Origin of the sequence: Burkholderia sp. MSMB1826, from assembly GCF_001526325.1 — a bacterium.
In the GTDB taxonomy this organism is placed as follows: Bacteria; Pseudomonadota; Gammaproteobacteria; order Burkholderiales; family Burkholderiaceae; genus Burkholderia.
In genome coordinates this window covers 342,541-360,991 of sequence record NZ_LOYN01000010.1, presented here as the reverse complement: position 1 = coordinate 360,991, position 18,451 = coordinate 342,541, and the positions used below count along the sequence as shown (strand labels likewise).

The 18,451-nt window shown below is 66.6% G+C and carries 19 protein-coding genes and 1 riboswitch; of the genes, 8 read left to right on the top strand and 11 right to left on the bottom strand.

What is annotated here, in order from left to right; all coding sequences use genetic code 11:
• Positions 1–724: 724 nt before the first annotated feature.
• Positions 725–2,308, bottom strand: a complete 1,584-nt coding sequence (locus WS95_RS03650; RefSeq protein WP_034204776.1) for an isocitrate lyase — start codon at positions 2,306–2,308, stop codon at positions 725–727.
• A 403-nt stretch (positions 2,309–2,711) separates the two neighbouring features.
• On the opposite strand from WS95_RS03650, the gene WS95_RS03645 reads away from it, so the two are divergent.
• The 5 genes from WS95_RS03645 (at position 2,712) to WS95_RS03625 (ending at position 7,814) form a co-directional block, all read left to right on the top strand.
• Positions 2,712–3,233 (top strand): YbaK/prolyl-tRNA synthetase associated domain-containing protein, encoded by a 522-nt coding sequence (locus WS95_RS03645; RefSeq protein WP_059822350.1) that lies wholly within the window; start codon positions 2,712–2,714, stop codon positions 3,231–3,233.
• The gene (locus WS95_RS03640) at positions 3,230–3,868 is read left to right on the top strand and encodes a helix-turn-helix transcriptional regulator (protein ID WP_059822347.1); all 639 of its coding nucleotides are present in this window, start codon (positions 3,230–3,232) and stop codon (positions 3,866–3,868) included. Before WS95_RS03645 ends, WS95_RS03640 begins: the two co-directional genes overlap by 4 nt.
• A gap of 66 nt (positions 3,869–3,934) precedes the next feature.
• Entirely contained in the window at positions 3,935–4,909 is a 975-nt protein-coding gene (locus WS95_RS03635; protein WP_059822345.1) for a threo-3-hydroxy-L-aspartate ammonia-lyase, read from the top strand.
• 117 nt (positions 4,910–5,026) lie between these two features.
• Positions 5,027–5,275: a hypothetical protein gene (locus WS95_RS35550; protein WP_034204772.1), complete on the top strand. Its 249-nt coding sequence runs from the start codon at positions 5,027–5,029 to the stop codon at positions 5,273–5,275.
• A 202-nt stretch (positions 5,276–5,477) separates the two neighbouring features.
• A riboswitch (cobalamin riboswitch) is annotated at positions 5,478–5,670 on the top strand.
• A gap of 215 nt (positions 5,671–5,885) precedes the next feature.
• On the top strand, positions 5,886–7,814 hold the full coding sequence (locus WS95_RS03625) for a TonB-dependent receptor domain-containing protein (RefSeq protein WP_059822343.1): 1,929 nt from the start codon (positions 5,886–5,888) through the stop codon (positions 7,812–7,814).
• 176 nt (positions 7,815–7,990) lie between these two features.
• On the opposite strand, the gene WS95_RS03620 is transcribed toward WS95_RS03625, so the two are convergent.
• Positions 7,991–8,623, bottom strand: a complete 633-nt coding sequence (locus WS95_RS03620; RefSeq protein ID WP_059822341.1) for a LysE family translocator — start codon at positions 8,621–8,623, stop codon at positions 7,991–7,993.
• A 116-nt stretch (positions 8,624–8,739) separates the two neighbouring features.
• On the opposite strand from WS95_RS03620, the gene WS95_RS03615 reads away from it, so the two are divergent.
• Positions 8,740–9,201 carry an Lrp/AsnC family transcriptional regulator gene (locus tag WS95_RS03615; protein ID WP_059822340.1) on the top strand — a complete coding sequence of 154 codons (462 nt, stop codon included), beginning with the start codon at positions 8,740–8,742 and terminating at the stop codon, positions 9,199–9,201.
• 111 nt (positions 9,202–9,312) lie between these two features.
• On the opposite strand, the gene WS95_RS03610 is transcribed toward WS95_RS03615, so the two are convergent.
• The 6 genes from WS95_RS03610 to WS95_RS35545 all read right to left on the bottom strand — a co-directional run bounded on the left by WS95_RS03610 (position 9,313) and on the right by WS95_RS35545 (position 13,536).
• Positions 9,313–10,506 (bottom strand): collagen-like triple helix repeat-containing protein, encoded by a 1,194-nt coding sequence (locus WS95_RS03610; protein ID WP_179950164.1) that lies wholly within the window; start codon positions 10,504–10,506, stop codon positions 9,313–9,315.
• Between the two features lie 261 nt (positions 10,507–10,767).
• Positions 10,768–11,115, bottom strand: coding sequence for a copper-binding protein (locus tag WS95_RS03600; protein WP_059822336.1), 348 nt, complete (start codon positions 11,113–11,115; stop codon positions 10,768–10,770).
• A gap of 53 nt (positions 11,116–11,168) precedes the next feature.
• Positions 11,169–11,960, bottom strand: coding sequence for a DUF2182 domain-containing protein (locus WS95_RS03595; protein WP_059822335.1), 792 nt, complete (start codon positions 11,958–11,960; stop codon positions 11,169–11,171).
• Entirely contained in the window at positions 11,957–12,601 is a 645-nt protein-coding gene (locus tag WS95_RS03590) for a DUF1326 domain-containing protein (RefSeq protein WP_059822333.1), read from the bottom strand. The genes WS95_RS03595 and WS95_RS03590 overlap by 4 nt, the downstream gene beginning before the upstream one ends.
• Positions 12,602–12,767: 166 nt before the next feature.
• Positions 12,768–13,067 (bottom strand): hypothetical protein, encoded by a 300-nt coding sequence (locus WS95_RS03585; RefSeq protein ID WP_034204764.1) that lies wholly within the window; start codon positions 13,065–13,067, stop codon positions 12,768–12,770.
• 220 nt (positions 13,068–13,287) lie between these two features.
• Positions 13,288–13,536, bottom strand: coding sequence for a hypothetical protein (locus WS95_RS35545; protein WP_034204763.1), 249 nt, complete (start codon positions 13,534–13,536; stop codon positions 13,288–13,290).
• 136 nt (positions 13,537–13,672) lie between these two features.
• Between WS95_RS35545 and WS95_RS03575 the strand changes: the two genes are divergently transcribed.
• Together WS95_RS03575 and WS95_RS03570 are read left to right on the top strand one after the other, a co-directional pair.
• Positions 13,673–14,080, top strand: coding sequence for a hypothetical protein (locus WS95_RS03575; RefSeq protein ID WP_059822331.1), 408 nt, complete (start codon positions 13,673–13,675; stop codon positions 14,078–14,080).
• A gap of 376 nt (positions 14,081–14,456) precedes the next feature.
• Positions 14,457–15,836 carry an MFS transporter gene (locus WS95_RS03570; RefSeq protein WP_059783418.1) on the top strand — a complete coding sequence of 460 codons (1,380 nt, stop codon included), beginning with the start codon at positions 14,457–14,459 and terminating at the stop codon, positions 15,834–15,836.
• A gap of 27 nt (positions 15,837–15,863) precedes the next feature.
• Here the strand turns inward: WS95_RS03570 and WS95_RS03565 are convergent, their stop codons facing one another.
• The 3 genes from WS95_RS03565 to WS95_RS03555 all read right to left on the bottom strand — a co-directional run bounded on the left by WS95_RS03565 (position 15,864) and on the right by WS95_RS03555 (position 18,441).
• Positions 15,864–16,112 (bottom strand): hypothetical protein, encoded by a 249-nt coding sequence (locus WS95_RS03565; protein WP_059783416.1) that lies wholly within the window; start codon positions 16,110–16,112, stop codon positions 15,864–15,866.
• On the bottom strand, positions 16,109–17,374 hold the full coding sequence (locus tag WS95_RS03560) for an alkaline phosphatase family protein (RefSeq protein ID WP_059783415.1): 1,266 nt from the start codon (positions 17,372–17,374) through the stop codon (positions 16,109–16,111). Before WS95_RS03560 ends, WS95_RS03565 begins: the two co-directional genes overlap by 4 nt.
• Positions 17,375–17,541: 167 nt before the next feature.
• Positions 17,542–18,441 carry an AraC family transcriptional regulator gene (locus WS95_RS03555; protein ID WP_059783413.1) on the bottom strand — a complete coding sequence of 300 codons (900 nt, stop codon included), beginning with the start codon at positions 18,439–18,441 and terminating at the stop codon, positions 17,542–17,544.
• Positions 18,442–18,451: the final 10 nt, after the last annotated feature.

The window sequence follows — 18,451 nt, the reverse complement described above, 5'->3', positions numbered from 1 at the left end:
AGCGCGCGTCGAAGCCGCGATGCGTGCGAGAGAAGGTGAAGTCTCGTTAGAGGGTGCGAACGCGAGTTTCGCCATGCAAGCAACCTGCCGTACAACTCCATGCCGGCCAGCATACCATCGCCGTTATTGGGCGGGCGTTGCGTTGCAACAAGAAACAACTGTGACGGCGCACCGGCACGCGCGTTGCAGGCGGGTGATTTTTTACGGCGTCGTCGCAGGCGACTGGGGGACGAAACGGCCGCGATAGCCGCCCCGCAAGGGTTTCGCGCGAGCGGTAATTTCAACCTGCGGATCGTCCATGCCGGCAATGCGAACACGCATCGCGCCGATTCGCGTTTTCGCTACTCAGGCAAACCCTGAATTAGGTTGCGCACACAAACATCCCGATCGAATGCCCCGATGCAGCCACTGCTCATAACGGTACGCGTGGCAATCCGTGTTAATACGCGCCCCGGCTACGACGCGAATCGTCGAGGAGTATTTCCGGTTGCCGCGATGACGGTCCGCGTGAATTCTTCGCCGCGGTTGGCGACGATGAAAAATTCCAGCACGACGTTTGCCGAAACGATGGACAAGTTGAGGTCGCGTCGTCGATCTCGATGCGATCGACGGGGTGCCGACGAACCGGTACGTCGCGAAGACGTGCGCGGGTCACGCACTGGCGTGGGCAGACAAAAAAACGCCAGCCCCAAGGGCTGGCGTCGTGCTTCGGGTCGGACGACGATCAGAACTGGTTCATCGTGTTGTCCTTGCCCGCCGCCTTCAGCGCCGCTTCGCCGCTGAAGTATTCCTTGTGATCGTCACCGATGTCCGAACCGGACATGTTCTGGTGCTTCACGCAGGCGATGCCCTGACGGATTTCCTTGCGCTGCACGCCCGCCACGTAGCCGAGCATACCCTGGTCGCCGAAGTATTCCTTCGCGAGGTTGTCGGTCGACAGCGCAGCCGTGTGGTACGTCGGCAGCGTGATCAGGTGGTGGAAGATGCCTGCTTCACGCGATGCATCGGCCTGGAACGTCCGGATCTTCTCGTCGGCCAGCTTGGCCAGTTCGGTGTCGTCGTATTCGACGCTCATCAGTTGCGCACGGTCGTAAGCCGACACGTCCTTGCCTTCGGCCTTCATCGCGTCGTAGGCCTGCTGACGGAAATTCAGCGTCCAGTTGAACGACGGGCTGTTGTTGTACACCAGCTTCGCGTTCGGGATCACCTTGCGGATCTCGCTGACCATGCCGCCGATCTGCGCGATGTGCGGCTTTTCGGTTTCGATCCACAGCAGGTCGGCGCCGTTCTGCAGCGACGTGATGCAGTCGAGCACGCAACGCGCTTCGCCCGTGCCGGCGCGGAACTGGAACAGGTTGCTCGGCAGGCGCTTCGGACGCAGCAGCTTGCCGTCGCGCTTGATGACGACGTCGCCGTTGCCCAGTTGGTCGGCCGACAGTTCTTCGCAATCGAGGAACGAGTTGTACTGGTCGCCCAGGTCGCCCGGCGCGTTGGTCACGGCGATCTGCTTGGTCAGGCCGGCGCCCAGCGAATCGGTACGCGCGACGATGATGCCGTCGTCCACGCCCAGTTCCAGGAACGCGTAGCGGATCGCGCGGATCTTCGCGAGGAAGTCCTCGTGCGGCACCGTGACCTTGCCGTCCTGGTGGCCGCACTGCTTCTCGTCCGACACCTGGTTTTCGATCTGGATGCAGCACGCGCCCGCTTCGATGAACTGCTTGGCCAGCAGGTAGGTCGCTTCCGCATTGCCGAAGCCGGCGTCGATGTCGGCGATGATCGGCACGACGTGCGTGACGTGGTTGTCGATCTTTTGCTGGATCGCGGCCTTGGCGGCCGGGTCCTTCGCCGCATCCAGCTCGCGGAACAGGCCGCCCAGCTCACGGGCGTCGGCCTGGCGCAGGAACGTGTACAGCTCGCGGATCAGCGCGCTGACCGAGGTCTTTTCGTGCATCGACTGGTCCGGCAGCGGGCCGAACTCCGAGCGCAGCGCGGCGACCATCCAGCCCGACAGGTACAGGTAGCGGCGCTCGGTGCTGTTGAAGTGCTTCTTGATGGAGATCATCTTCTGCTGGCCGATGAAGCCGTGCCAGCAGCCCAGCGACTGCGTGTACTTGGACGGATCGGCATCGTACGCGGCCATGTCGGCGCGCATGATCTTCGCGGTGTACTTCGCGATGTCCAGGCCGGTCTTGAACTTGTTCTGGGCACGCATGCGGGCGGCATATTCGGGGTTGATGGCATTCCACGCGCTGCCGTGGTTTTCCTTCAAACCTGCCACTGCCTTGATGTCGTCTTGATATTGGGACATGTCTATCTCCTGGGAACGAAGCGCATTTGAGTAAAGGATTCAGCGTGCCCGCCGCGTGTGACGAAGCGAACTGCATGGACTCAATAGTAATCCTGCTTGGCGCGATTTCGACCAAGTCTTATATAAGACATAAGATATAAATTCCCCTTGTTTTTCAATGAGATAGCCAAGCGTTTTTGCGATGCAAAACACGGTTTCAAGCGGCGGTAAAACGCGGCGGCAGGAATCCGGCGCACTTCCCGCGATATGAAATGCCCTTTCGGTTGCTGAAGGACCGGCACGCTCCGACCAAACCGGAACAGCAACGACCGTCAGGCTTTGTCACAGCCATGACAAAACGTCTATACTTGGACGATTATTTGATACGCGTGCGTCAGCGCGTCGGCCTGCGTCCCGGAGCGACATGAACGACTCTCCCGTTTTCGACACCCTTTGCGAGCTGCTGAATACGTCCGGCGCGCGTTTCCGCGTGCTCGAGCATCCGGCGGAAGGCAAATCCGATGCGATCGCCGCGCTGCGCGGCACACGCCCCGAACAAGGCGCGAAGGCGATGCTCTGCACGTTCAAGGATGGCGGCGACACCGCCGCGCTCGCGGTGATTCCCGGCCACCTGAAGATCGACTTCCGCAAGGTCGCCGATGCGTTGGGCCGGCGCAAGGCGACGCTCGCGTCGCCCGACGTCGCGGCCGCGGTCACGCGCTGCGTGATGGGCGCCGTGCCGCCATTCGCGTTCGATCCGAACGTGACGCTCGTCGTCGATCCGGCGCTGGTCGAGCGCAACGCCGAGATCGCGTTCAACGCGGGCCGCCTCGACCGCTCGGTGGTGCTCGACGCGGCCGACTACGTCCGGATCGCGCGCCCGCTGCTGGCCGACATCACGCGGCCGGAAACGACGGACGCGCCCGCCTCCGAGGACCACGCATGAGCACGAACCGCAAACCGCTGCAGTCGGAGCAGGCATCGCTGATCGAGCAGGTGCAGCGCATCGCCGAAGGGCTCGGCGAGATGTTCGCGCCGTTCACCGAAGTCGTCGTGCACGACCTGCGCACACCCGAGCATGCGATCCTCGCGATCCACAACAACCTGTCCGGACGCGCGGTCGGCGATCCCGCGACCGAACTCGGCCTCGCCCGCATCGCCGACGACGATTTCCCGCAGGTGCTCGCGAATTACCCGAACCGCTTCGCCGACGGCCGCACCGCGAAAAGCACGTCGATCGGCATCAAGGATTCGACCGGGCGCTACGTGGCCGCGCTGTGCCTGAATGCCGACGTCACGCTGTTCCGCGGCTTCCAGGGCATGCTCAACCAGTTCTGCCGCACGGACGGCGAAGCCGTCGTCGAAACGCTCGACCCGGCCAGCGCCGACGCGATCCGGCAGCGCATCGACGCATTCGCGACGCGCCTCGCGACCACGCCGCGCGAGCTGAAGACCGACCAGCGCCGCGCGCTGATGCAGACGCTGAAGGCCGACGGCTTCCTCGAGGTGCGCCGCGCGATGGAGATCGTGTCGCAGCATCTCGGCGTGTCGCGCGCCACCGTCTACAACGACGCGAAGTGACGCGCCGCGTCCGGCTTTCCCATTTCGAGTTTCCCGTTGACTGATCTTTTCGACCCTCGAGCGACCATGAACTCTCCGATTCTTCCCACGTACGACGACGTCGCCGCCGCCGCGGCCCGGCTCGAAGGCCACGCACACCGCACGCCGGTGATGACGTCGCGCACGGTCGACGACGCACTCGGCGCGCAAGTGTTCTTCAAGTGCGAGAACCTGCAGCGCATGGGCGCGTTCAAGTTCCGCGGCGCGTTCAACGCGCTGTCGCGCTTCAACGCGGAGCAGCGGCGCCACGGCGTCGTCGCGTTCTCGTCGGGCAACCATGCGCAGGCGATCGCGCTGTCCGCGCGCATCCTCGGCATTCCCGCGACGATCGTGATGCCGCAGGACGCACCGGCCGCGAAAATGGCCGCCACGCGCGGCTACGGCGGCAACGTCGTGACCTACGATCGCTACACCGAGGATCGCGAGCAGATCGGGCGCGCGCTCGCGGAGAAGCACGGGCTCACGCTGGTGCCGCCCTACGATCACCCGGACGTGATCGCCGGCCAGGGCACCGCGGCCAAGGAACTGTTCGACGAAGTCGGCCCGCTCGACGCGGTGTTCACGCCGCTCGGCGGCGGCGGACTGCTGTCGGGCACCGCGCTCGCCACGCGTGCGCTGTCGCCGCATGCGAAGCTGTACGGCGTCGAGCCCGAAGCCGGCAACGACGCCCAGCAATCGTTCCGGTCCGGCACGATCGTGCACATCGACACGCCGCGTACGATCGCCGACGGCGCGCAGACGCAGCATCTCGGCAACCTGACGTTTCCGATCCTGCGCCGCGACGTCGACGACATCCTGACCGCGACGGACGCGGAACTCGTCGACTGCATGCGCTTCTTCGCCACCCGTATGAAAATCGTCGTCGAGCCGACCGGCTGCCTGTCGTTCGCCGCCGTGCGGCGGATGAAGGACGCGCTGCAGGGCAAGCGCGTCGGCGTGGTGATCAGCGGCGGCAACGTCGATCTCGAGAACTTCTGCGCGCTGGTGTCGGCACCGGCCTGACCGTCTGCGCGCGCATGAAGATCTTGTCATGCGCGCGCAGCGCGGCCTTCACGTCGCGTTAAGTTTCGCCTCCTAGACTGATTAGGTCGTCCCGAAGTCAGTCATGCAGGAGTGGTCATGAATACGCACGCGTTCGTCGCCGCCGCCCTGGCGGCCGTTTCCCTGTCGGCGTTCGCTCAACCGGGCGTGACGACATCCGTTTTTTCCGCCGCGTCGCCTCACCCCGCGGTCGGGCACGCGATGCACCGTTCGTCCGCCGCATTGCCGCCCGCCGGCTTCGTCCTCGCGAAGATCGATCAGAACAATACGCCGCCCGACCGCGGCGGCGACCCGGGTGGACGCGCGCACGCCGGCACGCATATGTAACGACACGCGCCCGACCGTCGACATTCGGCGCGACGGCAGCCGGCTCCGGCGCGACGGCATGCGGTCGAACCCGGCCGTTTCTTCAGACCTGAAACGCGCTCCGGGCACGTCGAACGAAAGGATCCGGAAAGCCGACGCCGATCGATGACGTTTTTTCGCATCCGCGCGCAGACGAACGATTGACGTGCCTGCATGCACGCCATTACCCTTGCGCGCTGATGGTTCCCGGAGACGGGATCAAAAGGGAACGCAGGCGAGGCAACGCCTCGAATCTGCGGCTGCCCCCGCAACTGTGAGCGGCGAATCCGTGCCACCGCGTGCCACTGGGAAACCGGGAAGGCCTGCACGGATGGCGACCCGCGAGCCAGGAGACCTGCCATCGACCCGAGGTCCAGCAGCCGCACCGGGCGGGGTGTCCCGATGCGCAAGCACCGCCGTTGGCGGTCGCCCGTTGCATGGACGACCCGACCTCAGGATCCGTCAGATGCCCATCGTTCCCGAATCCGCTTCCCGGCCGGAAGCGTCGCACCGACACGCCGTCGGCATGCGCCCCCTGTCCGCGCTCTGCTCGCGATCGCCGTACCCGCTTCACGCTTTGCCCCGCCGCCTCATGAACATTCGTCACCTGCTCGCCACGTCCGTCGCCACCGCGCTGTTGTCCCCGCTCGCCCACGCGGCCGGCGACACGGTGCCTGCACGGCCCGCCGCGCCCGCCGACGGCACGGACCTGCCGACGATCAGCGTGACCGACACGCGGCACCTGCCCGAATCGTTCGACCGGCGCTATGCGTCGACGCAGGTGCTCACGCGCGAGGATCTCGACCGGCTGTCGCCGACCGACCCGAGCATCACGCAGGCGCTCGCGACGCTGCCGGGCGTGACCGTCGCGCAGAACGGCGGGCCCGGCTCGTCCGCGTCGGTCAGCATTCGCGGCGCGTCGGCGAGCCAGGTCGCCGTGTTCATCGACGGCATCCGGATCGGCTCGCCGACCACCGGCATCGCGCCGTGGGCCGACCTGCCGACCGAAGCGTTCGAGCGCGTCGAAGTGATCTCCGGCCCGGCCGCCGCATCGTTCGGCAACAACGCGATGGGCGGCGTCGTGCAGTTGTTCACGCGCCGCGCCGCCAACCAGCCGAACCAGACCACCGTGTCGTTCGGCGGCGGCTCGAACAAGACGTTCGACACGCAGTTCCGCACGTCGGGCACGGTGCCGTCGACGGGGCCGCTCGCCGCGCTCGGCGGGCTCACCTATTCGCTCGGGCTGCACGACTACAACACGGCCGGCATCGACGCGACGCGGCCGTTCTTCTACGGCCACGAAGACGGCCGCAATCCGTATCACGCGCAGGATCTCGATGCGCGGCTCGGCTATGCGCGCGACAACTGGTCGATCTCCACGTTCGCGCTATATCACCGCTCCGATCTGTCCTACGACAACAGCGGCTACGCGAATCGCGAGCTGGACCATCAGTTGACGACCGGCGTTGCGTTCCATCTCGACATCACGCCCGATACGCAGTTCGACCAGTCGTTCGGTTATGCGAACGATCGCCAGTTCATCCATGCAGACAACCCGGCTCTCGCGACGGACCAGATCAACTCGCAGCGGATCAGCACGTCGACGTCGCTGACCCATCAGGAGCACGGGTTTCGCCTGTTCGGCCTGCCGCTGTCGGGCGAATCGAAGCTCGCCTACGACTTCACGCGCGAACAGGCGTTCCTGCCGGTCGACATTCCCGGCGGCGTGCCGACGCGCAACGACTCCGCGTTTTCGCTGCACCAGTCGGCGACGCTCGGCAGCGTGACGATGTTCGTCGCCGGCCGTCACGAGATCATCGCCGGGCAAGCCGTGAACACCGGCAACGCCGCGCTGTCGTGGGCGATCACGCCGGTCTATACGGCGCGCGTATCGTACGGCAATGCGTTCCGTCTGCCGACGTTCAACGACCTGTACTACCCCGGCTACGGCAACCCGGCCCTCAGCCCGGAGCGCAGCACGTCGGTCGAAGCCGCGCTCGACGCGAATACCGCGTACGGCACCTTCACCGCGGCGATCTACGACACGCGCGTCAACAACCTGATCGCGTACAACCCGGCGACGTTCTCGCCGATGAACATCGGCCGCTCGCACATTCGCGGCATCGACCTGTCGTACAAGGGGACGATCGGCCGCTCGACGCCGGTGAGCGTGGCCGTCGGCATCCTGAATCCGCAGGACGAGACCAACGGGACCTGGCTCAGCCGCCGGCCGCGCCAGACGGTCAGCCTGAACGTCGATCACACGTGGGACGAACTGAAGCTGCACACGTTGAGCACCGGTGCGTCACTGCTGTACGGCGGCTCGACGTTCGACGATCCGGCCAACCGGCAGTATCTGGCGTCGTACCTGACGGTGAGCCTGCGCGCGTCGTACCGGATCGATTCGCACCTGACGGTGTCGGCGTCGCTGTCGAACCTGTTCGACCGGCAATACATGACCGCGTACGGCTACAACACGCTCGGGCGCACCGCGTTCGGCAAGGTCAGCTACACGTTCTGACGCCCGGCGCATCGGCGCATCGGCGCATCGGCGCATCGGCGCATCGGCGCAACGCGCCGCACCGGCACGCGCGGAAAATTGACGTCGCGGCAAAAGCGCATGAGGACGACATCGGCATCGGCCCGGATCGCGGGATCGGATCCGGAGATCCGGTCGGCCCGCGCGGCCCCGTACGCCTAGATCAACCCGCGCACGCCGGCGACCAGCTGGATCGCGCCGAATACCGCGACGACGGCCGCCGACACGCACGACAGCCCGTGCATGAATGCGAACGACAGCTTCGCGCGCAGCGCGGCGGTCGCGCTGCTCAGGCACAGCCACCACATGGCCGAGCCGACGAACACGCCGGCGACCATCCACGCGACGGTCGCCCACATCGCGCCTTCCCGCGCACCCGGCAGCGGGCCGAGCGCCGCGAAGATCCCGACGAACGACACGATCGTCATCGGGTTCGACAGCGTGAGACCGAACGTCGTCAGGAAATCGCGCAGGACGGTCGTACGCGGCAACGCGCGCTGCCCCGCCGGCGCGGCCGGCGCCTGGCGCGCGATGGTCCACGCGAGCCACACGAGAAACGCGCCGCCGCCGATTTTCAGGCCGACGGTCAACATCGGGAACGCTGTGACGACGCCCGCGACGCCCAGCGCGCCGAGCAGGCCGTAAATCGCGTCGGCGCACGCGGCGCCGATGCCCGTCGCGAAGCCCGCCCGGAAGCCGCGGCTCAGACTGCGCTGAATGCACAGCATGCCGATCGGGCCGACCGGCACGGCGATCGACAGCCCCATCACGACGGATTGGATGAACAGCATCGCCTGCCCCTTGCGACATCGCGTGGATCGAACAGGCATCGTAGGGAAAGTCCGTTTCCCGCTGAATGCAGTTTTTAAGGAAAAATGGCGGCTCTACCTTAAAAATTCCCACAGCGATGGACGATCTGGACTGGAAGATACTTGCGCTGTTGCAGGACAACGGACGCATCAGCTATACGGAGCTCGCGCGTCAGGTTCACCTGTCGGTGCCGGCAGCGACGGAGCGTGTGAAGCGTCTTGAAGCGGCCGGTGTGGTCGAGGGCTACACCGCGCGGATCAATCCGTCCGCGGCCGGCTATCCGGTGAGCGCGCTGATCGGCATCACGGTGCCGCAACCGGCGAAAGCGAAGTTTCTCAAGCTGCTGGAGACGATTCCCGAAGTCGTCGAATGCCATCACGTGACGGGCGCGGATTCGTACGTGATGCGGTTCGTCGCCGTCAGCATGGCCCATCTCGAACGACTGATCGAACGCATCAACCTGTACGGCGAAACGCGCACGTCGATCGTGATGTCGACGCCGCTGCCCGCGCGCGGGATGGCGCGTCCGGCGGCGAAGCTCGGCGACGAGCGCAGGTAGCGAGTCGCGGTTTCGCGATCGTCGGACGGTTCCGGCCGGGACCGGCGACGATCGATGGCGGCCGTCCCCGCTCACGCGGCCGGTTGCCGCATGACGATCGGTACGCGCCGGTTATTTGCCGACCGCGCCGCCGAGCAGGCCGCCCACCAGCGACGTCACCGGCGCGAGCGGATTGGCGAGGCCGCCCAGCGGAGAGCTGCCGCTCGTACCGGTCGCGGCGCCGTCGTGCACGGTAGCCGGGATGCCGCCGACCACGCTCGTCACCAACCCGGAGATCGGCACCGCGCCGTTCGCGCCAGCCGGGTTCACGAGGCCGCCCACATTGGTTACCGTGTTGCCGACCGCACGGACGAGATCGCCGACGCCACCGACGATCGGCTGCGGCGACGCGGCGGTCACCTTCCATCCGGTCGACGTGATCGCCCCGCCGACCTGGCCGAGCAGGCCCGCGACCGGCTGCCCGACGCCGGTTGCGGTGCCGACCTGCTGCGTGAGGTGGCCCGCCGTCGTCACGAGCGGCGTGATCGCGGTGCTGATCGCCTGCGTCGCCTGCTGGACCGGGGCCGACGACAGCGACGCGCCGAGCGCCGCGCCGCCTGTGCGCAGGCCGCTCGCCACCGTGTCGAGCAGCCCGCTGACCGGCGTCGTGATCGGCGTCAGCGGCGACAGCGGGCCGGAGCCGAGCGCCTTGACGGTTTCGCTGATGCCGCTGACCGGGTTGCCGGTCGCGGCGACGACCGTGCCGAGGCCGCCGACCGTCGTGCCGACGGGGTTCGTTACGATGCCGATCTGGCCGAGACCGCCGCTCACGGCGTTCGACGTATCGCGGATGATCGTGCCGACGCCGGTTACCGTATCGGCCGGCCCGACGGTGACGCCCTTGCTGACGCCGGGCACGCTCGCGCTACCGAGCGTGGCGCCCGCGTCCATCACGATCCCGCCGATGGAGCTGACGATGCCGTTCGTACCCGGCGCGCCGCTCGTGCCCCAGCCGCTGGTGTTGCCGCTGCTTGTGCCGCTGCTGCTCGTGCCGCTGCTGCTTGTACCGCTGCTGCTCGTGCCACTGCTGCTTGTACCGCTGCTGCTCGTGCCACTGCTGCTTGTGCCACTGCTGCTCGTGCCACTGCTGCTCGTGCCACTGCTGCCGCTCGAGCCACTACTACCGCTCGTCCCGCTCGTGCTCGTCCCAATGTTGTTGCCGGCAAGCGTCGGCGCCGTAATGTCACTTCCGCCGCAGGCCGCGAGCGTACACGCCGCAGCCATAGCGGCGAGCGCAACGTTCGCCGTGATGAAATGATTTCGCATGGAAGCCCCCGTCCACTATTCAGCGCAAACATTTCATCAAGCATCTACCGTGCCATTTCCATCGGCCTCCTTCACAATTTCACAATCGCCTTGCACCGGCCGTCCAGGCCGCGCTGCTAGGCAGCGCGCATCGGATGCGGATCGTGCCGCCCGGCTCGGCCCGTGCAGTCGGTCCGATAATGCCGACGTAACACCGCCCCTGCGTTACGTAGCACGAGAAGAGAAAACCCGACGGCGCCCGGTACACGCGCCGCATCGTCGTCACGGCCGCTTCACCAGCTTCACGATCGTCAGTGTGCCGTCGACGTTTTCCACCCGAACCCGGACCTTGTCGCCCACATGCAGCGACGGGATCATCGCCGCGTCGCCGGCCTTGAACGCCATCGTCATCGGCGGCATTCCGATGTTGTCGAGAGCGCCGTGCTTCAGCGTCACGAGTCTGCGCCCGGCATCGATGTCCTTGACTTCGGCATCGGTCAGCTTCGCATCCTGCGTCGACATGCTCGCGTCGCCTGAATTCATGCCCGACATGTCGCCGCCTGCGAGCACCGGCATTGCAACGACCGCCATCGCACACGACATCGCGACAGCGTGAAAGCGGATCCTCATCGAGCGTCTCCCTTCGCGCCCGGCCTGTTTCTACTGCCAGCCGGCGCCGCGCCTTACACGATCAACGTCACACCGGCCCAGACGATCAGCACGACGCCCAGCACCCGGCCGATACGATCGCCGCCGGGCAGGACCTTTTCCACGAACACGAACAGCGACAACGCGACGATCCACACGACGTTCATCACGCCGCCGACGAACAGCAGCGCCATCAACAACCAGCAGCAGCCCACGCAAACCATGCCGTGCCGCGCGCCCAGCAGAAAGCTGCCGGCGACGCCGGGACGCCAGTGCGCAATCAAGAACGCCGTCGGCGCACGGCATTGCCGCAGACACGTGCGTTTCAGCGGCGAGAATTGATAAAGCCCGGCCAACGCCAGCACGATGGCGGAAAGGCGCGCGCTTTTCGACCACAGCATCATCGCGGAGATCAGCCCGGCCGGCTGCAGCAGCGCCTGAAGCAACGCCGCACCGATCGAGAACGCGAGCCATGTCGTCAGATAGCCGGCCAGCAGCGCCACCGACGTGAACGCCGATCCCGCCGCCCCGTTGCCGTGCTGCAGCAGCACGCGCCGGTACAGCAGCACGAGCGGCGCGGCACCGGGCGTCATCATCGCGATCATCATCACCCACCACATCGCGATCACGATCGGCAGAGACGGATCCATGCTGCCCATGCCGTCCGCCAGCCGATGCGGAAACAGCGCGACGGTCGTCATCTCCCACGCCGACATGCCGGTTCCCGCGCCCGTCCACAGGTAGAACCAGCACAGGCCGACGAGCGCAGCCATGCCGAGCAGCATGACGGCGCGCTCGCGCGCGAGCCAGGCGTCGAACGGAGTCATGCCGCGGCGCGATGCCGGATCAGCCCGTGGTTGTTCAGATGCAGTCGCGCGAATTGCGCATACGTTCCGTCGAGATTCAGCGCGATGTTGCCCTGCGAGCGCCCCATGCCCGAACCGACCTCGGCCAGCTCGTATTCGAAACCGTGCGGCAGGTCGATCCGCACGCGATGCTCGGCACCGGTCACCGGATTGCGGATGGGTTCGCCGGAGACGTCGAACACACCGTCCACGTGAATCCGGCCGCGCCGCGCGTCGACATCGACGTCGAAATCGATCTTCGTGAAGATCGGATCGAACGCGTGCTCGAGCGTCGACGCATACACCGAGAACATCGTCGCGAATGGATCGGTATCCTGACCGGTCATGATCTTCAGCACGGCGTCGCGCTGCGCCGGACTCGCACGTTCGTCGACGATCGGCTGGCACTTGCCCTTGCCTTCGTGAACGGCGCCCGGCCACTGGAATACCACCGCGATCCTGACGCCGTCGAGCACCACGTCGCCGTAGTGGCCGCTGTCGATCGAAATCGCCCCCATCGCTTCGCAGTTGCCGTTGGTCGGCAGCGCATTGAACTGGCAAGGGCAACCGTATGAGCAATTGCAACTGATCATTTCGGTACCCTGAATCTCCCATGGCGTCATGGCTCCACCTCGCGCTCTGAAACGGACGAACGCTTCGAATCTAGTGCACGCCATCGGGGAAAGCAAAGCGGTAATGGCAGCGTGAAAAACGTGGGTTCCGGCCTCACGTAAGACATTTCCGAATGCGTTCGCCGCGCGGCTCCGGAAACCGTCTCGTCATCCGTTCTCACACGAACAGCGACACGACGATCGCACACCACACCGCGCCTGCACCGCACAGAAACACGCGGCGCGCGACGAACATTCGCGACTCGTCGTCGGGCGTTTTCATCGGCGACGTCGCGAGAAACGGCACGCTGGCGAGGCATGCGAAACCGGCTAGCGCGAGCACGATCACGACGTAGTCGCCGAACCGCCAGGGCGATGCTTCGTGCAATCCCCAGTAGCCGAGAAAGAGCATGCCGATCGAGAACATCGTCGACGCGGCCGAGCTGAGCGCGACCACCGATCCTGTTGGAAATTGCACGGGAACCTCCTCTCGCGCGGCGCGCGATGCAACGCCTGTCTACGGAGATCGGCATGATCTCGTGCGCCGGCAGCGGAATCAGGCGTTCGTTTCGGACTCGCATGCATCGAGCGCGCCCTCTCCACCCTTCGGCGAATACGCGTTGTCACCAATTGACGGGTTCGACCCGGGCGAGTTGTATTTCGTGCCCGTTCAATCGGGCAGCACGACCATGACGTTGCTAGCCCGGTTTCTTCGTGCCCTGCGCAACGGAAATCCACCCGACCACCGCCGCGGCGACCCAGCAACAGGTGATCATCAGGTCCAGATCCATCAGGCCCTGGAAATTCGTGCTGTTTTCGAAACTGCAGCGCTGATGGCCCCTGACCCACATGCATCCGCTGATCAACTGCTGGATATGCATGTAGATGCTGTACACGGCAACGGCCGACGCGATGACGGCGACCCGCAGGCGTATGCTCTTTTTCATTGGCGCTGAAGGCTTGGGATGATCTCCCGACCGATCTTAAGTCAATGGCGATGCGCGACGCAATCGCCCTGGTATCGACCCGATTGACCGGCATGCAGAAATGCCCATCGAACGCGCGCCAGCAATGCGAACCACCATGACCACACAGAACACGATTGCACTGATCGTCGATCCCGACAGCGGCGAGCGAATTCACGACATCGCCGCGCACGCGCGGCATACGTGGGTCGTGACGAGCGACACGAACGACCCCGTGATCAGGCAGATCTGGAATACGCGCCGGGCGGAGTCGGACCGGGCCGCCGAAGGCGGCGTGACCCTGTTCCTGCGTCATGGCGACGACCGCGACAGCTGGTGCGCCGGAATACTGGATGCGGTGGACGACCATCACGGCGACGCGATGCATCTCGACGGCCATGCAATTCTGGTCGTTTACGGCACGCCGCTTTCCGCGCACCTGCGACACGCGTTGTCCGCGTTCGGATTTTCTGGCTTCGTGTCGACGGCGGAAGGATTTCGAGCGATCAAGCGCGGCACCGCATGAATCGCGGGCAGCTCAAAGCGCCCTCGCCCAACCGGCGATCGACCGGATGGTCTTCAGGTAACCCGCCGGTTGCCAATGAATCCGCGTGCCGTTCGCCTTCGCGTCGCTCAGTTGCCTCACGACCGTGCCGACATGCTCGCAAGCAGCACGTCGTATCCGGCCTTCGCGAATCCCCCGGGGCGCGACGATCGTCGTTGCGCCCGATCGTCGCGCCGTCCATCACCCTGCCGATGCCGACGGAAACCGCGCGCAAACCACTTCGTCATGCGACACGCGGGCATGCCGCTTGCGCGCCAAATGTTTCTCGGCTGCTGACACCACGCTGTCAGTGGGGAACGTCCAAGCTCGATCGACCGACACCCGAGGAGCACCGCCCGTGGCCCATACCGAAGGACCGGTCGCACTGGCCGAACGCACCGTCAAACGTCGCGGCGTGACCCTGCTCACGCTGTGCATCGCCGTACTCGTCGCCCAGGTCGACACGGCCGTCGTCAACCTCGCCACGCGCGCGATCGGCGCCTATTTCCATGCCGGTGTCGGTGCCTTGCAATGGGTCGTCGACAGCTACAACCTCGCGTACGCGGTACTGCTGCTGACCGGCGGGCTGCTCGCCGACCTCTACGGTCGCCGCCGCGTCTTCATGGCCGGCACGGCCGTCTTCACCATCGCGTCGCTGCTGTGCGCGCTTGCGCCGTCGGTGTCGGTGCTGATCGCCGCCCGCGCGCTGGCCGGCGTCGGCGCGGCGTTGTTGCTGCCGGCGTCGCTGGCGATCGTGCGGGTCGTGTGGCGCGACCCGGTCGAACGCGGCCGCGCGCTCGGTATCTGGGCCGCGTGCAACGGCGTGGCGATGGCGATCGGGCCGACGCTCGGCGGCGTGCTGATCCGGCACTTCGGCTGGCGCAGCATCTTTTTCGTCGTCGTGCCGCTGAGCATCGCCGCGATGCTGCTCGCGATCCCGGCCGTGCCCGAGTCGTCCGATCCGCACGGCCGGCATTTCGACGGCGCGGCGCAGGTCATGGGCGCACTCGCACTCGGCGCGCTCGCGTATGCGGCGATCGTGTTCCGCGAGGCGCCGGTCGCATGCGCGATCGCCGGCTGCATCGCGGTGGCGTCGTTCGTCGCGTTCGTGGCGATCGAGCGCCGCCACGGCGAATCCGCGCTGGTGCCGCTCGACATTTTCCGGATCCCTGCGTTTCGCGGCGCGATCGCCGCCACCACCGGCATGACGTTCGGGATGTACGGCGTGCTGTTCCTGCTGCCGCTGACGTGGCAGAGCACCGGCCGCCTCGATTCGACCGGCGCGGGCCTCGCATTGCTGCCGATGGCACTGGTGTTCGTCGCCGTATCGCCGTGCTCGGGGAGATTGTCGGAGCACATCGGCACGCGGGCGACGACAGCCGGCGGCGTCGCGGTGATCGCGAGCGGACTCGCTGCGATCGGCGCGTCGGCCGGTTCGCCGAGCCTGCTCGGCGCCGAGATCGGGCTCGCATTGACGGGACTCGGGATGGGCGTCGCGACGGGTCCGCTGATGACCGTTGCGGTGGGCGCGGTCGACGCCGCGCGCTCGGGCACCGCGAGCGCGCTCGTCAACGTCGCACGGATGACCGGCGCGACGCTCGGGATCGCGGTGCTCGGCACGGCGTTCGCCGCCGTGCACGGCGGCGCGGCCGGCCTGCGCGTGGCGATGTTCGCCGGCGCGGTGGTTCAACTGACGGGCGCGGCGGTATCGGCCGTCAGCGTGCAGCGGGCGGCATGACGCGCCACCGGCGTGCTCGCCCGTCGCTCAACGATGCTTCCCGCCACGCTTGCGCGCCCGATGCTCGGCGCGCTTCTGCAGCAGCGCCGGCATCAGTTCCTCGATGTATTGCCGCGCCTGCCCGCGCGTGACGATCTCGCTGAAACGCCGGTGAGCCTTGTCTTCACCGACCAGTGCCGCATGCGCTTTCCTCAGGATATGCAGATAGGCGATCAGGCTCGTGCCGTCGCGCACGGGCAGCGCGTCGCGCGCGTCCGGCGTCGGGGCGGGACTCATGTTCCGATCCTTTGCGGACAATCCGTCCGGCATGTCGCCGTCACGAGCCCGAGCAGGTCGTTGGCGAGACGATCGCGATCGGTCAGCGGCGCGAGGCCGAACAGCCGCTCGAGCGTCGCGGCCACCGACGCGTGGTCGTACGGCGTGTGATCGACGTGCCCGGCCGCGACCCACGGCGAAATCACGATCGCCGGCACGCGCACGCCGTACACGTCGAAGCCGAAGCCGCTCGCGTTCAGCGTCGCGGGCGCGCCATCGTTCGGCGGCGGCGCAGCGCCTGGCCTGACCGAATCGTAGAAGCCGCCGTGCTCGTCGTAGACGATCACGAACAGGCTGCTGTTCCACACTGGCGCGTTGCGAATCGCGTTGTACACGCGCGCGGCGAGCTGGTCGCCGCCGGCCAGCCCGTCCATCGGGTGCTGCGAGCTGCCGTTCCGGTAGGTGCCGTGCACGATGTCCCCGTAGCCGGGTTCGATGAACGTGTAGCGCGCGGTGTAGCCGGCCGCGAGATCGGCTTCGAAATGCGCGAGATCGTCGACGTCGAAGAAGCTGATGCCCTTCAGCGACGCGACCTGCGGCACGTGGCCGAGCGGATCGCCCGTCTGGTCCTGGTAGATGCGCCAGTTGTCGTCGCCGAGCGCGCTGAAGATCGAACCGTTCGGATAGTGGAAGCCGTCGAACGTATTCCATCCGGCCATTTCTTCCTTGGTCGGCGAATGGTCGAGCCCGGCCGACGATGCGCCATGCAGGAAGAAGCGGTTCGGCCAGGTCGGCCCCGGCATCGATGCATGCCACGCGTCGCACAATACGAACGCATTCGCGAGTGCATACAACGACGGCGCCTGCGTCGCGGCATCGACGCCCAGCATGACCTTGCCCGCATCGGCCAGCTGCGGCGGCGCGCCCTCGGCATGCGACGTCGCATAGTTCGACACGAACCCCGAATTGCCGACCGGCGGATACGGCTGCCCTTTCACGAACGGCACGCCCGCGCCGCAGAGCTGTTCGAGCACGTCGGTGAATTCGTGGCACGGATCGGTCGGCATCCGGTCGGGCGCGCCGCCGCCGAACGGATAGACGGTGCCGCCGTACGCATTGCTGTTGCCCGGCGACGCGGCGACGATGTCGGCAATGCCCGACAGCGCGAACAGATGATCGAAGGAACGGTTCTCGAGCATCAACACGAACACGTGCCGGAGGCGATCCTGAACCGACGGGACGGCGGGAGCGGAGGAAGATTCGGGGGCTGCGTCTGCACTCATGGCGCCTCCTGGCGTCGCGCGACGAAGGTCCGGCCGGCACGGCCGTTGGCCCGCCGAAAGCACTGAAGGGATTGAAAGCCACGCGCGGGCCGCGCATTGCCGACGAGTGTACGACCGCGCCGGCCCGCGCGTAAAGCCGCATGCGAACGGCGTCGCCGCGCGTGCGTTCAGTCGTCGGCCGGGGCGGTTTTCAACGTCACGACGTCGCGCCGCGGCGGCGCGCCGAACATCCGTGCATATTCGCGGCTGAATTGCGACGCGCTTTCGTAGCCGACGCGATACGCGGCCGTTTCCGCGTTCGCCGCGCCCGTCACCATCAGGTGTCGCGCTTCGAGCAGACGCAACTGCTTCTGGTACTGCAGCGGCGTCATCGACGTCAGCGCCTTGAATTGCCGGTGAAACGCGGACGGGCTCATTTGCGCGACGGCGGCGAGTTCGTCGACGCGGATCGTCTCGGCGAACTGGCCGCGCAGCGCATGGATCGCCGCGACGACGCGCTGCGCGTGACCATTCGCGAACACGACGCGCGACACTTCACCACCGTGCGGCCCGGCGAGCAGCCAGTAGCAGATCTCGCGCTTCACCAGCGGCGCGACGATCGGAATCGCGTCCGGCGTATCGAGCAGCCGCACCAGCCGCAGCACGCAATCGCCGAGCGGCCCGCCGAAATCGGTCACGCAGACGCCGTGTCCGACCGGGCCGGCCGCCCGCAGCGGCGGTGTATCGAGCCGTTCGAGCACGTCGCGCATCATCGCCAGATCGAATTCGAGCACGAGGCCGAGAAACGGTTCGGCGTCGCTGGCCTTCACGATGCGGCTCGTCGCAGGCATCTCGACGCTGACGACGAGCGCGCGGCCGGGCCCGTAGTCGTAGCGCCGCCCGCCGAACGTCGTCCACTTCGCACCCTGCACGACGACGCACAGCGCCGGTTTCATGATCCGCGGCGCGGACAGCCGCTCGCGGTTCGAACGCAGCAGGACCAGCCCGTCGATCGCCGTCGCGACCGGGCTTTCGTCGCGTTGCCCGCCGGTCAGGTGTGCGACGCGCTCGAGCAGTTCATCCGACATGGTGCAATCC